Below are 13,796 nucleotides of genomic sequence, written 5' to 3' on the forward strand. Positions count from 1 at the left end.
GATATCCGTCGCGGCCTTGATCAGCAAGCTTCGGGCCTCGACGAACTCTCGCTGACGCAGAACCGACAAAACGCCCGCCACATCACCGGTCTTGAGGCGTCTTTTGACTTTCTCAAGCGGAGCCAGCTTGCGCGCTTTTTTCGTCTTCTTGATTCCCTCGTCCAGTTCAGTCCGAGATTCATGCCCTTGTGGAACCTGCTTCGCTCCCCCCGAAAATGATGCACGGAGAAAAAGGTATAGTCTTTTTAGCATGTTCGCGGACTTCGCCAGTTGAGGATGCGGGCTTTAATAGACCACCCCGTGGTCCGAGTCTACCAAGTGACCAGGCTCCGACCGAAGCGTGTTAGGCGGGTGCAAAAGGCTCTTCGTTGGCGATCCGTCAGGCTCGGCAACGAGCATCGGGGCCGGATTACACGACAGCAATATTCTTGCTGCAACATTAGCGAGCAGGATCAACTTGATTTGCGAGATTTAACCTTTGAATTCAAGTTTTCCAAGTTGAGAGCGCCTCTATATTTAAAGAAATTTTCGATGGATCGCCCTAGCGCAACCACCAGCGTGGTGCTATTTGAGCCAACCGAAAAGCGGACTATAAGGAGTTCCGATGCTCACAGAAGCGTCCATTCTTGTCACCGGTGGTACGGGTTCATTCGGTAACGCGTTCCTGCCGATGACACTTGCAAAATACAACCCCAAGCGGATTATCGTCTATTCCCGTGATGAAATGAAACAGTGGGAAATGGCGCGGAAATTCGAAGGCGATCCGCGCGTACGCTTCTTTATCGGCGATGTGCGCGACAAAGAACGGCTGCATCGTGCTCTTGATGGCATCGACTATGTCGTTCATGCGGCCGCAACCAAAATCGTACCGACGGCGGAGTACAATCCGTTTGAATGCGTGAAGACCAACATCCATGGCGCCATGAACTTGATCGACGTCTGCATCGATCGTGGCGTAAAGCGGGTCGTGGCACTCTCCACGGATAAGGCCAGCAGCCCGGTCAATCTTTATGGCGCGACTAAGCTTGCTTCCGATAAGCTGTTTGTGGCTGGCAACTCATATGCTGGCGGCCATGACACGCGCTTCGCAGTCGTGCGCTACGGCAACGTGATGGGATCGCGCGGTTCGGTCATTCCGTTCTTCCTGTCCATTGCCAACAAGGGTGAACTGCCGATCACGGACGAACGCATGACGCGCTTCATGATCACGCTTGAACAAGGCGTGGAGCTCGTCTGGCATGCGTTCGACGATATGGAAGGCGGCGAGATCTACGTCAAGAAGATCCCCTCCATGAAGGTAACCGACCTTGCCCGCGCCATTGTACCCGACGCGGAACTACGCTTTGTCGGCATTCGTCCCGGCGAGAAGCTGCACGAGCAGATGATTGGCGAGGAAGACGCGTTCTACACGTACGAGTACCCACATCACTACAAAATCCTGCCGGCCATTCACAATTGGCATGTCAGCAACGAGCGTATCAAGGACGGCGTGAGAGTGCCGGACGGATTCAGCTACACGAGCAGCAACAACCATGAATGGATGACGGCCGAGACGCTTCAGTCCTGGGTCGAAACAAACCGCGCTAAAATCGGGGCAGTCTGATCATGATACCCTACGGACGGCAGGATATCGTCAACGCTGACATCGAGGCCGTTACAAACGTCCTCAAGTCGGACTACCTGACCCAGGGGCCTGCCGTGCCGCGCTTCGAGCAGGCTGCTGCCGCCTATTGCGGCGCTGTCCATGCGGTAGCGGTGAACAGTGCCACATCGGCTCTGCACATTGCCTGCCTAGCCCTTGGGCTAGGCCCCGGCGATTGGCTGTGGACCTCTCCCGTCAGCTTCGTAGCGTCGTCGAACTGCGCACTCTATTGCGGGGCACAGGTTGATTTTGTGGACATCGACCCACAAACCTACAACCTCTGCCCTATCGCCCTCGAGCAAAAGCTTGTGGATGCAGAAAAGGCCGGGAGGCTGCCCAAGATCGTCGTTCCGGTTCACCTTTGCGGACAGCCATGCGATATGTCTGCTATCGCTGCCTTGGCGCTCAGGTTCGGCTTCCGCGTCATCGAAGATGCTTCCCACGCGATAGGCGGAAAATACCAGGGCAGAGCGATAGGAAGTTGCCAGTACAGCGATATCACTGTCTTCAGCTTTCATCCGGTCAAAATCATCACGACTGCCGAAGGTGGTATGTCGGTGACGAACGACGACACTCTCGCGGAACGCATGCGCCTTCTGCGCAGCCACGGCATCACCCGGGATGCCAGCCTGATGACGCATGAACCGGATGGCCCGTGGTACTACCAGCAGATTGATCTTGGCTTCAATTACCGCCTGACAGAATTACAGGCGGCACTCGGCCTGAGCCAGATGGAGCGGCTCGACGCCTATGTCGCACGGCGCCACCAGATCGCGAAACGCTACGACAAGATGTTCGCAGCACTCCCCGTAAAGACACCTTGGCAGCATCCCGACGGCTATTCCGGTCTGCATCTCTATGTTGTCAGGCTAGAACTCGACGGTCGGCCGGAGGGTTTCCATCGCACTGCCTTCCAAAGGCTTCAGGCGAAGGGTATCGGCGTCAACCTCCATTATATCCCGATCCACACGCAGCCATACTACCAGAAGATGGGCTTCAAACAGGGCGATTTCCCGCAGGCGGAAGCCTATTATGCCGAAGCGATCAGCTTGCCCATGTTCGCCGTCATGACGGATGATCAGCAGGATACGGTCGTTGCCGCTTTGGCTGAGGTCTTGCAGGCATGAGGCTGGCGGTCATTCCAGCCCGCGGCGGAAGTAAGCGGATACCCCGCAAAAACGTGAAATCGTTTGCCGGCAAGCCGATGATCGTCTGGTCGATCGATGCAGCACTCGATAGCGGCTGCTTCGACCGGATCATAGTTTCGACGGATGATGCAGAGATCGCAGCAATCGCTTCCAAAGCTGGCGCCGACGTGCCGTTCATGCGGCCGGCCAACCTGAGTGACGACTATACGGGTACCATCCCGGTTGTCGCCCACGCGATATCCTGGATGCAAGAGCATGGCGATGCGGTGGGCTCCGTCTGCTGCATTTATGCAACTGCACCGTTTGTTCGCGCAGAAGACATCCGCCGGGGGCAGTCCATCCTTGAAGACGGCGGCGCCGACTACGCCTTCAGCGTGACGTCTTTTCCTTTCCCAATCCAGCGGGCCATTCGTTTGAAAGCCGAGAAAAGGGTGGAGATGTTCTGGCCAGAACACTTTGCCAGCCGCTCCCAGGATCTGGAGGAATCCTTCCACGACGCCGGCCAGTTCTACTGGGGGCGCTCGGAGGCTTGGCTCGCAGGACGGCCGCTTTTTTCGCCGCACGCCGCTGCCGTCGTTCTGCCCCGTCATCGTGTCCAGGACATCGACACGCCTGAAGACTGGCAGCGTGCAGAATTGATGTTCACCGCGCTTAATGCGGCAGGCGAATGACTCGGTCGATCCGTATTGCGTTTCGCGCCGATGCCTCTCTTGCGATCGGAACTGGTCATGTGATGCGCTGCATAACCTTGGCCCAAGCCTTGGCTGACCAAGGTGCGGAGTGTGTCTTTCTATGCCGCGAACATCCTGGACACTTACTGGACGCCATCCGAAAACGCGGTTTTGAGGTTCGGCCCCTCCCCTTGCACGATCCGGCTGACACGATCAGCGTCGATAGCGGACCATCGCACGCTTCCTGGCTTGGCACCGATTGGCGTACCGATGCCGACGATGTCGTTACCGCCCTCGCCGGCGACACCGTCGATTGGCTGGTCGTCGATCACTATGCGCTCGACCGGCGCTGGGACAACGCGCTTCGTCCCTTTTGCAAGCATCTGCTTGCTATCGACGACCTGGCCGATCGGGAGCACGATTGCGACGTGCTGCTCGATCAGAATCTCGGTCGCGCGGCATCGGACTACAATGGGCTCGTCCCAGAGCATGCGCGCATTCTCGCCGGGCCTATGCACGCGCTTTTGCGAAAGGATTTCTCGGAGCTGCGCGCCGGAAGCTTGGCTCGTCGGCATCTCTCGCCAGCAATTCGCAACATCTTGATTTCCATGGGCGGCGTAGATCAGCCCAACGCGACAGCGCGGACACTTGCGGTTCTGCAGCAGACGGATTTGCCTGACGACTGCCGCGTCACCGTTGTGTTGGGGCCGCATGCACCTTGGCGCGATGACATCCTCACGCGTGCGGCTGCAATGAAATGGCCGACGGAGGTTCTGATCAACGTTGCCGACATGGGATCATTGATGGCCGCCAGCGACCTCGCCATCGGCGCCGCAGGCACCACATCATGGGAGCGTTGCTGCCTTGGCTTGCCGGCTCTCATCGTGGTCCTTGCCGACAATCAGAAGGATGCCGCCCGCGCCCTCGAGCGGGAAGGCGCCGCAATCGCGTTGAAGCGGTTTCCGGATACGGCATTCAATATCGAACTCGAAGCAGCCGTGCATGAATTGATCAACGCCCCGGAAAAGCTTATGGCCATGAGCGTAGCGGCCTCCTCCATGACGAATGGTCAGGGCGCCGACCGTTTGGCCTCATCTATGGTGATGTGAATGAAGCTGAGGATCACGATACTTTGCAGCTCTGAAACACATCCAATCAACCAATATCTGTTTGACTGGACATCGAAAAACGGAACGGAAAACGAGATTTCGATCGCCCGGAAAAAAGCCGAGCTTCAGGGTGGGGATATCCTCTTCCTAATTTCCTGTAACGAAATACTGAAGCAGGAAGATCTCGACCGTTACGGGAAAGCCTTGGTGCTTCATGCAAGCGACCTTCCCTTGGGACGAGGGTGGAGTCCCCATATCTGGCAGATCGTCGAGGGGGCCACGGAAATCACGATGTCCCTGCTGGAAGCTGCAGAAAAGGTGGATCGGGGCGATATCTGGAACAAGTTGAAGGTGCCTGTTCCTCGCGGCGCGCTGTGGAACGAGATCAACCATGCGCTGTTCGAGGCCGAGTTGCAGCTTATGGATTTTGCCGTTAATGCCTACCATACCGTCCGTCCAAAACCGCAATCGGCAGACATAACAGCGACATATTATCCCAAGAGAACGCCTGCGGCCAGCAAGCTGGACCCGTCAAAGAGCATTGAAGAGCAGTTCGATTTGATAAGGGTATGCGATCCCGAGCGCTTTCCTGCCTTCTTTGAACTGCATGGACACAGGTATGTGATAAGATTGGAGAGACGCGATGAAGCCACCGATTAAGATTGCAGGCAGGTCGATTGGGGACGACTTCCCTCCCTACGTCATCGCCGAGATGTCGGCGAACCACAATGGCGATCTCTCGGCCGCCTTGCGGATTATTGAGGCCGCCAAGGCAGTCGGTGCGGACGCCGTCAAGATTCAGACGTATCGCCCAGATACCATCACGCTGAACAGTAAGCTGCCTGATTTCCAGATCGTCGGCGGCCTGTGGGGCGGAAAAACCCTGTATGAACTCTATGAGTGGGCGCATACGCCTTGGGAATGGCATGCTGAACTTTTCGAGCACGCTCGCAAAATCGGCATCACGATGTTCAGCTCGCCTTTCGACACGACTGCTGTCGATCTGCTGGAAGACCTGAATGCGCCCGCTTACAAAATTGCTTCCTTCGAGGCGGTCGATCTGCCGCTCATCCGCTACGTCGCCTCCACGGGCAAGCCGATGATCATTTCGACCGGTATGGCCGATGCGGAAGAAATCCAGGAGGCTATCGACGCGGCCTACGCCGGGGGCTGCCAACAGCTTGCGGTCCTCCATTGCGTCAGTGGCTATCCGGCACCCGCCGCAGATTACAATCTGCGGACGATTCCCGACATGATCCAGCGGCACGCCATCGTAACGGGGCTTTCGGACCATACGCTGGACAACACAACCGCGATTGCCAGCGTTGCATTGGGTGCCAACATCATTGAAAAGCACTTCACGCTTGACCGCTCGGCTGGCGGCCCGGACGACAGCTTCTCCCTTGAGCCAGCCGAATTCACGGCACTTTGCAATGGTGCGCGAACGGCGTGGGAATCCTTGGGCCGGGTTGACTACGGGCGCAAATCCAGTGAGCGTGACAACGTGAAGTTTCGGCGATCGCTTTATTTCGTGAAAGACCTCAAAGCCGGCGACGTGATCACCGCCGATGCGGTGCGCAGTGTCCGCCCGGGCTTTGGCCTTGCACCCAAGCATCTGGACGCAGTCATCGGCGCACGTGTATCGGCTGACGTGCAGGCTTGCACTCCGGTTCTGGCAACCGTCATCGCAGACAGACAGTTCTAGAGTATTTTCAGCCGAAGCCGCATCGCTTGGCGTTGCATGACGCGTAAAAACGAGAGTCTAGAGCAATCCCGGCGAACCGGATTTCACCGGGATTGTTCTAGTTGTTCAGTCCCAGCATTTGGTGGTTCGAGTTTGGGATGAATAGATTTGGATTTGATATCCAGATCTCGCAGATGCCCTCGTAGGCGTGAGGCCGTTCAGCATCCTGAGTCTTCGGACGAAGTTACCGGCTGCGAGGACCGCTGCGAAGTGGGGCGCAGTTGGTCATGGCCATCACGGCAGAAGCGTTTGACAGTCCCCTCCTTGATCGTGCGGTTCACCCGCTCGGCTTGCTCAATCCCCTTTACCTTGCAGACCATATTGAAGCGCATCAACCGGTAATAAATGGTTTTGCGCCTCTGGGGTTGCTCGGCGAACTGGTTACTATTGCCGTCAAAATGGTGTAGACCTGATAGGCACGGCTTCGACCATGCGCTGTGGGAACTGCATAGGCCGTATTTCTGCCAGCAGTTGCATAGAGTTGATGCGACAGCAAATTTGGCGGCCCGGTCAATGCCGACATGGAGATGGAGCTCGTCTGTGCCGGATTGCACTTCGACGACATCAATCTGGAAGAACCGATGGGGTGGTGCGCGAACGGTTGGCGCATCGGCTCGACGCTATGAAGGCATAAGATATCGTACCGCTGCAGGCAGCAATGCAGCGCTGACCAGGTCAGGTGCGGGATAGACGACTGAAGTCGCATAGAGACCGTCAATCAATGGCAATAGCACGTGGTGCCGGAACGCGACGACACACTTCCTTAGCGTCCGTCAGCATTGTGGATCGCGGCTCCGGCAACCAAATCTCATACTTTCGAGTGTCGCCCGCTTACGCCACTTTGCCACTGTCTTCGGATTGACGCTAGAGCTAGGCACGGCTGCGCGAACGAGGCTCGCCATCGCTGTATTGCTGCTATAACGGCGTCCGTGGTCGTGATACTCCCGTGACGAACTTGCCCTATCATGCTTCCTTCCACTTTCGAGAAAGAAGAGCACTATCAAACCGTGGAATCAAACACATAACTCTTTTGGTTGGGTCGAGAACGACAACATTCGTTTATATGAAATCGCGAACATGTAGACCATCCCTGAAGCGGGCAGATCTGGCAACGCGATCCAGACGAGAAGCGTATTCCACTGGCAGTCCTCCGATTGCCAACGCCACCTCCCATGCCGGCCAGCTTCATCGGACACCCGCCTTCGACCGCCTGAGAACCATATCATTTCGCCAGCCGGTCATCCGACCGCTCGATCAGCTTGGGCATGATGAGCGTCTGCAAGGCTTGTGGGGTTTCGCCTTCCATGCGGCGCAGGATGTAGCGGCCGAGCATTTCGCTTGGCTCGTGGATCGGCAAGAAATAGGTGGTGATCGGCGGGGCGAAGTATTGGCTGACGTTCAGGTCGTCGGTGGCGTTGATCACGGCGTCGCGGCCGTGCACGAGGCCGCGGGCGTGGAAGCCGGAGAAGGCGCCCAGCGCGGAGGCTTCGTTGGCGCAGATATAGGCGGTCGGCGGGTTGGAAAGGCCGGACATGAGCAGCACGTTTTCACGACCGAAGGCGGGGGTGAGATGGCCGTGGGCGGTGAGCGCCGGATTGAAGCTCAGGCCGGCAATGTCGAGAGCCTGGCGGTAGGCTTCCAGGCGGGTCAGCGAATAGCTGAGATCCGCCATCGGATTGATCAGCGCGATGCGGCTGTGACCGCGTTCGGCTAGGCGCGCCACCGACAGGCGGATCATCTGCTCGTTGTCGGCATCGACATAGGCGTGCGGGGCGTTGTGGATTGTCGTGCCATAGGTGACGAAGGGGAAATCCGCCTCCTGCATGAGGCGCACGCGCGGGTCATCGGCATGGGTGCCCGACACGATGATACCGTCGGCCTTTTTCAACGAGACGATCTGGCGGATCGTGGTGATGCTCTCCTCGAAGGAACGCACGGCATAGAGCGACACGCGGTAGGGGCTGTCCTCCAGCGCCCAGGAAATGCCGCTGAGCAGCTGGGCATATTCGACGCCCTCCCATTCGTTCTGCTTGGGGCCTGGCGCCGTCATGATCGCGGCGACCTGATAGGTTTTTCCCGTGCGCAGCTGCACGCCATGCATGTTGAGCTGGTAACCGACGCGCTCGGCGGCCGCCACGACGAGGGCGCGGGTTTCCGGCCGCACCTGCGGACTGTCGTTCAGCGCCTTCGATACGGTGGCGATCGAAAGGCCTGTCTCCTGCGCGATGGTCTTAATTGTGGGTCTTGACATAAAAAGCCCGTCTCACCGTGGCGCCGCAAGGAAGCGCGGCTCACAGCACAATAAAAACGTTTAACTTCAATGTAAAGCGCCCAAACGGCCGGTTCAGCCGGCGCGGAAATGCTTGGAGAGCTTGAGGCCCTGCGCCTGGTAGTTCGAGCCGAGGCCGGAACCATAGAGACCTTCCGGCGCATCAAGCATGTGCTCGTAGACGAGACGGCCGACGATCTGGCCATGCTCGAGGATGAAGGGCACTTCGTGGCTGCGCACCTCCAGCACTGCGCGGCTGCCCGAGCCGCCGGCCGGGGCGTGGCCGAAGCCGGGATCGAAGAAGCCGGCATAGTGCACACGGAACTCGCCGACCAACGGGTCGAACGGCGTCATCTCCGCCGCGTAGAGGGGCGGCACATGCACGGCCTCACGCGAGACGAGGATGTAAAACTCGTCGGGATCGAGGATCAGCTCGTTACGGCCGCGGCTGAACAGCGGCTCCCAAAAATCGAAGATGTCGTGCTGGTTCTTGCGGTCGACATCGACGACGGAGGTGTGGTGCTTGCCACGATAGCCGATCAGGCCATCCGGGCCGGTGCCCTTGAGGTCGATGGAGAGCGCAATGCCGCCGCCCGAGACGTTCGGCGTCTCGCTCGCGACCAACGTATCGGTCCCATGCAGCGCCAAAAGCTCGCTCTCGTTCAGCAGGGCCTTGCCCTTGCGGAAGCGGATCTGCGACAGGCGCGAGCCGCGGCGCACCACGATGGGGAAGGTGCGCGGCGAGATTTCGAGATAGAGCGGGCCGGAATAGCCGGCCGGGATCTTGTCGAATTCCTGCGCACGGTCGGTGATGACGCGCGTGAAGATATCGAGGCGGCCGGTGGAGCTCTTCGGGTTTGCGGAGGCCGCGAGGTCCGCCGGGAGATCGAGGCTTTCCATGAGCGGTACGATATAGACGCAACCGGTTTCCAGCACGGCGCCCTGGCTGAGATCGATGACGTGCAATTGCAGCCGGTCGAGCTTGTCAGCGACGAGATGCGACGGCCCCGGCAGGAAGCTGGCGCGCACGCGAAACGCCTTGGCGCCGAGACGCAGGTCGAGGCTTGCCGGCTGGATCTGGTCTGCATCGAGCGCGGCTTCGCTCTTCAGCCGTCCGCTGTCGAACAAACCGCTGATGGCGTTGTCCGCCAGAATGCCCGTGCTGCGCGTCGCAGAAGCCATGATCGTCCCGTCCTGTCAGAGGGTTCGCACAAAACCAAATGGCGGCAATTGACGCAAGCGCGGGCGCGCAGTATTAGCAAGGTTATCCCGTGGTGATTTGGCCGGTCGGCTTGCAGCCACGTTAAACAAGTAGCTAAAAAGGCCGGGTTCGAAACCGGCCTGCTTTTGCGGCCGGTTTTTTTGTTTGAAGGCGACGATCACATGAGCAAGTCCTGGCGCCCCGCCACTCAACTCGTTCACGGCGGAACCACCCGCTCCCAGCACGGCGAAACCGCCGAGGCGATCTTCCTCACGCAAGGTTTCGTCTATGATACCTCTGCGGCGGCCGAGGCCCGCTTCAAGGGCGAGACGGATGGCTTCATCTACGCCCGCTACGGCAGCCCGACCAACGACATGTTCGAAAAGCGCATGTGCATGCTGGAGGGCGCCGAAGATGCGCGCGCCACGGCATCCGGCATGGCCGCCGTCTCCGCCGCGATCCTCTGCCAGCTGAAGGCCGGCGATCATATCGTCGCCGCCCGCGCCCTCTTCGGCTCCTGCCGCTGGGTGGTCGAGACACTCGCGCCGAAATACGGCATCGAATGCACGCTGATCGACGGCCGCGACCTCGCCAACTGGGAAGGCGCGATCCAGAAGAACACCAAGGTCTTCTTCCTGGAAAGCCCGACCAACCCGACGCTCGAAGTCATCGACATCGCCGGCGTCGCAAAGCTCGCCAACCAGATCGGTGCCAAGGTCGTCGTCGATAACGTCTTCGCCACGCCACTCTTCCAGAAGCCGCTGGAACTGGGCGCGCATGTCGTCGTCTATTCCGCGACCAAGCACATCGACGGCCAGGGCCGCTGCCTCGGCGGCGTCGTGCTGTCGGACAAGCAGTGGATCGACGAGAACCTGCACGACTACTTCCGCCACACCGGCCCGGCCATGTCGCCGTTCAATGCCTGGACGCTGCTGAAGGGGATTGAAACGCTTCCGCTACGTGTCAAACAGCAGACGGAGAATGCGAGCCGCATCGCCGATTTCCTCGCCGACCAGAAGCAGATCGCCCGCGTGATCTATCCGGGCCGCAAGGACCATCCGCAGGCCGATATCATCGCCAAGCAGATGTCGGGCGGCTCGACGCTGGTGTGCTTCGAGATGAAGGGTGGCAAGGACGCGGCGTTTGCGCTGCAGGATGCGCTCGAGGTCGTGAAGATCTCCAACAATCTCGGCGACGCCAAGAGCCTGATCACGCATCCGGCGACGACGACGCACAAGAACCTGACGGACGAAGCCCGCACCGAGCTCGGCATGTCCGCCGGCACCGTGCGCTTCTCGGCCGGCATCGAGGACAGCGACGACCTGCTGGAAGATTTCGCCCGCGCGCTTTCCAAGGTCCAGGCCTGATTTTCGCCCACACAGAACGGACAAATGCGGAGGCACCGGCCGACAAAGCCGGTGCCTTCCTTGCTTATCCTTGACGAAACCATAATCCTGTACAATAGCAGGACCTAATCAGTTCAAGGCTTGCCTATGTATCGTGCGCTGACCCGCGACATCGAAGTGACCGTAGAGCCGTATTATCTGGCCGATCAGTCCGATCCCGACGACAGCCGTTATGTCTGGGGATACAGGGTCGTTATTTCCAACCATTCCGACATCGCCGTGCGGCTCGTGACGCGCTACTGGAACATCACCGACCAGAACGGCCAGGTGGACGAGGTCAATGGCCCCGGCGTCATCGGCGAACAGCCGGTGCTGCGTCCGGGCGATACCTACGAATATTCGTCCGGCTGCCCGCTGGAGACGCCATCCGGCATCATGTTCGGCCGCTACCGCATGGAAGCCGAAAACGGCGAAGCCTTCGACGTCGCCATTCCCGCCTTTTCACTGGATACGCCGGGGCAGACGCGCACCCTCAACTGAGGATGCACTGTTGCCTTACTGCGGCAGGACTTCCGCCGCTTCGAAGCGGTAGGTCGTCGAGCAGAACTCGCAGGTCACCGCGATCTCGCCCTTGTCGTCGGCCGTGTGCGCGATGTCGTCGGCGCTGAGGCCGGCAAGCACGCCCTTCAGCTTTTCGCGCGAGCAGGAGCAGCGGTCGAAGACCTGCTGCGGATCGTAAACGCGCACGCCGCGCTCGTGGAAGAGACGGTACAGCAGCCGTTCGGTGCCGACATTGGGGTCCGTCAGCTCGTCGGCGTCGATCGTCTCGACCATGGCCTTCGCTTCGGCCCAGGTGTCGTCGTCCTGGATCTTGTGGCCGACCTCGTCGCCGTCGCCGCCGGGAAGATCGGACTGGCGCATGCGCTCCGGTGCCTGCGGCAGGAACTGCGCGACCATGCCGCCGGCCCGCCAGCGATGGCGGGATTTGCCGGCCTCGTCGCGATCATAGAGTTCGGCGACACCGAGGCGCACCTTGGTCGGGATCTGCTCCGACTGGCGGAAATAGACGCCAGCGATCTCTTCCAGCGTATGGCCGTCGAGCGGAACAATGCCCTGATAGCGCTGCGTGTGCGCACCCTGATCGATGGTGAAGGCTAGGATGCCCTTGCCGAGCAGCTCGTGCGGTTCCGTCGCGCCGGCCGCGATTGCGGCATCGAGCGCGTCCTGATCGAAGCGGGCATAGGCGCGCACGTTCTCGGGTGCTGCAAAATCCGCGACCAGCAAGTCGACCGGGCCGTCGCCCTTGGTCTGGACGATGAGCTTGCCTTCGAATTTCAGCGAGGTGCCGAGCAGCACGGTGAGCGTAATGGCTTCGGCCAGCAGCCGCGCGACGGGGGCAGGATAATTGTGCCGGCCGAGAATGGTGTCGAGCATCGGGCCGAGCTGCACGGCACGGCCGCGCACGTCGAGGCCCTCGACCTGGAACGGCAGGACATGGTCGTCGCCGGCAAAACCGACTTCACCGAGTTTCAGGGCACTTTCAGCCATCATCGTTCTGCTCCTTCACACGCCATGCGACGGCGGGAGCCAAGCCCCGCCGCGTCCGACAGCGTTCTATCGTGATTTGGTGCTACCCGTCGTGCGATCATTCCACACCAGACAGGCACGCGCCAGTGAAAGCGCCGTGGGGCGCCTTGTGATGGACCCTAAATCGTGCGGGTAACCGCACTTTTCAAGATGGCGTCAGACGGCGCCGAGGCACCAGGCGAGGATCGACTTCTGCGCATGCAGACGGTTTTCCGCCTCGTCGAAGACCACGGACTGCGGACCGTCGATGACCTCGTCCGTCACCTCCTCGCCGCGGTGGGCCGGCAGGCAGTGCATGAAGAGCGCATCCTTGTCGGCGCGTGCCATCAAGGTCTTGTTGACCTGGTAGGGCTGGAAGATGTTGTGGCCGCGGGCGCGGTGCTCCTGGTTCATAGAGACCCAGCAGTCGGTGACGACGAGATCGGCGCCATCGACGAGCGCTTCCGGATCATGGCCGAGCAGGATGTTGCCGCCATTGTCACGCGCCCAGTTCAAGATCTTGTCATCGGGCTCGGAGCCCATCGGCACGGCCATCTTCATCGTGTAGCCGAAGCGGGCGGAGCCCTCGACGAAGGAATGCAGCACGTTGTTGCCATCGCCCGTCCAGGTGAAGGTCTTGCCCTTGGCCAGGCCGCGATGCTCTTCGAAGGTCATGACATCGGCCATGATCTGGCAGGGATGCGTCAGGTCCGTCAGCGCGTTGATGACGGGCACGGTGGCGTGCTCGGCCAGCTCCAGCAGGCGGTTGTGGTCCGTCGTGCGGATCATGATGGCGTCGACATAACGCGACAGCACCTTGGCCGTGTCGCCGATCGTCTCGGCGCGACCGAGCTGCATTTCCGTGCCCGACAGAAACAGCGTCTCGCCGCCGAGCTGGCGCATGCCGACATCGAAGGAGACGCGCGTGCGGGTGGAGGGCTTCTCGAAGATCATCGCGAGCATCTTGCCGGCGAGCGGTCGCTCTTCCTTGCCGGCCTTGTTGGCTGCCTTGCGCTTGTGCGCATCGTCCATGATGACGCGGAGATCGCTTTCCGAAACGGCGGAAAGGTCGAGGAAATGCTTGGCCATGATGTGTCCTG

General features: G+C 59.9%; 13 protein-coding genes, 1 pseudogene and 1 riboswitch. Of the genes and pseudogenes, 9 read left to right on the forward strand and 5 right to left on the reverse strand.

Annotation, left to right across the window (positions count from 1 at the left end; genetic code table 11):
- From MUU55_RS12975 to pseI, 7 genes are all read left to right on the forward strand, one after another.
- A partial coding sequence (locus MUU55_RS12975; RefSeq protein WP_244761166.1) for a hypothetical protein occupies positions 1–219 on the forward strand: 219 nt, incomplete at its 5' end.
- A 385-nt stretch (positions 220–604) separates the two neighbouring features.
- Complete coding sequence (gene pseB, locus MUU55_RS12980) at positions 605–1,603, forward strand: UDP-N-acetylglucosamine 4,6-dehydratase (inverting) (RefSeq protein ID WP_244761167.1); 999 nt, start codon at positions 605–607, stop codon at positions 1,601–1,603.
- A gap of 2 nt (positions 1,604–1,605) precedes the next feature.
- The gene (gene pseC, locus MUU55_RS12985) at positions 1,606–2,769 is read left to right on the forward strand and encodes a UDP-4-amino-4,6-dideoxy-N-acetyl-beta-L-altrosamine transaminase (protein ID WP_244761168.1); all 1,164 of its coding nucleotides are present in this window, start codon (positions 1,606–1,608) and stop codon (positions 2,767–2,769) included.
- Positions 2,766–3,461, forward strand: coding sequence for a pseudaminic acid cytidylyltransferase (gene pseF, locus MUU55_RS12990; protein WP_244761169.1), 696 nt, complete (start codon positions 2,766–2,768; stop codon positions 3,459–3,461). The genes pseC and pseF overlap by 4 nt, the downstream gene beginning before the upstream one ends.
- Positions 3,458–4,570, forward strand: a complete 1,113-nt coding sequence (gene pseG / locus MUU55_RS12995; protein WP_244761170.1) for a UDP-2,4-diacetamido-2,4,6-trideoxy-beta-L-altropyranose hydrolase — start codon at positions 3,458–3,460, stop codon at positions 4,568–4,570. The genes pseF and pseG overlap by 4 nt, the downstream gene beginning before the upstream one ends.
- Complete coding sequence (locus tag MUU55_RS13000; protein ID WP_244761171.1) at positions 4,571–5,230, forward strand: formyltransferase family protein; 660 nt, start codon at positions 4,571–4,573, stop codon at positions 5,228–5,230.
- Positions 5,214–6,275, forward strand: coding sequence for a pseudaminic acid synthase (gene pseI / locus MUU55_RS13005; RefSeq protein WP_244761172.1), 1,062 nt, complete (start codon positions 5,214–5,216; stop codon positions 6,273–6,275). Before MUU55_RS13000 ends, pseI begins: the two co-directional genes overlap by 17 nt.
- Before the next feature lie 83 nt (positions 6,276–6,358).
- On the opposite strand, the pseudogene MUU55_RS29375 reads toward pseI, so the two are convergent.
- The 3 genes and pseudogenes from MUU55_RS29375 to MUU55_RS13020 form a co-directional block, all read right to left on the reverse strand.
- Positions 6,359–7,278 (reverse strand): annotated as a pseudogene (locus tag MUU55_RS29375) (transposase family protein).
- A 258-nt stretch (positions 7,279–7,536) separates the two neighbouring features.
- Entirely contained in the window at positions 7,537–8,565 is a 1,029-nt protein-coding gene (locus MUU55_RS13015; RefSeq protein WP_244761174.1) for a LacI family DNA-binding transcriptional regulator, read from the reverse strand.
- 93 nt (positions 8,566–8,658) lie between these two features.
- Positions 8,659–9,765, reverse strand: a complete 1,107-nt coding sequence (locus MUU55_RS13020; RefSeq protein WP_244761175.1) for a 2'-deoxycytidine 5'-triphosphate deaminase — start codon at positions 9,763–9,765, stop codon at positions 8,659–8,661.
- A gap of 79 nt (positions 9,766–9,844) precedes the next feature.
- Positions 9,845–9,923, forward strand: a riboswitch (SAM riboswitch).
- A gap of 43 nt (positions 9,924–9,966) precedes the next feature.
- Here MUU55_RS13020 and MUU55_RS13025 point away from each other — a divergent pair.
- Both MUU55_RS13025 and apaG read left to right on the forward strand, forming a co-directional pair.
- Entirely contained in the window at positions 9,967–11,151 is a 1,185-nt protein-coding gene (locus MUU55_RS13025) for an O-succinylhomoserine sulfhydrylase (protein ID WP_244761176.1), read from the forward strand.
- A 126-nt stretch (positions 11,152–11,277) separates the two neighbouring features.
- Complete coding sequence (gene apaG / locus MUU55_RS13030) at positions 11,278–11,670, forward strand: Co2+/Mg2+ efflux protein ApaG (RefSeq protein WP_244761177.1); 393 nt, start codon at positions 11,278–11,280, stop codon at positions 11,668–11,670.
- Between the two features lie 15 nt (positions 11,671–11,685).
- Here the strand turns inward: apaG and MUU55_RS13035 are convergent, their stop codons facing one another.
- Positions 11,686–12,678 (reverse strand): Hsp33 family molecular chaperone, encoded by a 993-nt coding sequence (locus tag MUU55_RS13035; RefSeq protein WP_244761555.1) that lies wholly within the window; start codon positions 12,676–12,678, stop codon positions 11,686–11,688.
- Between the two features lie 195 nt (positions 12,679–12,873).
- Entirely contained in the window at positions 12,874–13,785 is a 912-nt protein-coding gene (argF, locus tag MUU55_RS13040) for an ornithine carbamoyltransferase (RefSeq protein ID WP_244761178.1), read from the reverse strand.
- Positions 13,786–13,796: the final 11 nt, after the last annotated feature.

This window comes from Shinella curvata (assembly GCF_022899935.1).
Lineage (GTDB): Bacteria > Pseudomonadota > Alphaproteobacteria > Rhizobiales > Rhizobiaceae > Shinella > Shinella curvata.

Coding starts and splice junctions, on each gene's coding strand:
- pseB (WP_244761167.1), top strand. CDS start 605: ATGCTCACAGAAGCGTCCATTCTTGTCACCGGTGGTACGGGTTCATTC.
- pseC (WP_244761168.1), top strand. CDS start 1,606: ATGATACCCTACGGACGGCAGGATATCGTCAACGCTGACATCGAGGCC.
- pseF (WP_244761169.1), top strand. CDS start 2,766: ATGAGGCTGGCGGTCATTCCAGCCCGCGGCGGAAGTAAGCGGATACCC.
- pseG (WP_244761170.1), top strand. CDS start 3,458: ATGACTCGGTCGATCCGTATTGCGTTTCGCGCCGATGCCTCTCTTGCG.
- MUU55_RS13000 (WP_244761171.1), top strand. CDS start 4,571: ATGAAGCTGAGGATCACGATACTTTGCAGCTCTGAAACACATCCAATC.
- pseI (WP_244761172.1), top strand. CDS start 5,214: ATGAAGCCACCGATTAAGATTGCAGGCAGGTCGATTGGGGACGACTTC.
- MUU55_RS13015 (WP_244761174.1), bottom strand. CDS start 8,565: ATGTCAAGACCCACAATTAAGACCATCGCGCAGGAGACAGGCCTTTCG.
- MUU55_RS13020 (WP_244761175.1), bottom strand. CDS start 9,765: ATGGCTTCTGCGACGCGCAGCACGGGCATTCTGGCGGACAACGCCATC.
- MUU55_RS13025 (WP_244761176.1), top strand. CDS start 9,967: ATGAGCAAGTCCTGGCGCCCCGCCACTCAACTCGTTCACGGCGGAACC.
- apaG (WP_244761177.1), top strand. CDS start 11,278: ATGTATCGTGCGCTGACCCGCGACATCGAAGTGACCGTAGAGCCGTAT.
- MUU55_RS13035 (WP_244761555.1), bottom strand. CDS start 12,678: ATGGCTGAAAGTGCCCTGAAACTCGGTGAAGTCGGTTTTGCCGGCGAC.
- argF (WP_244761178.1), bottom strand. CDS start 13,785: ATGGCCAAGCATTTCCTCGACCTTTCCGCCGTTTCGGAAAGCGATCTC.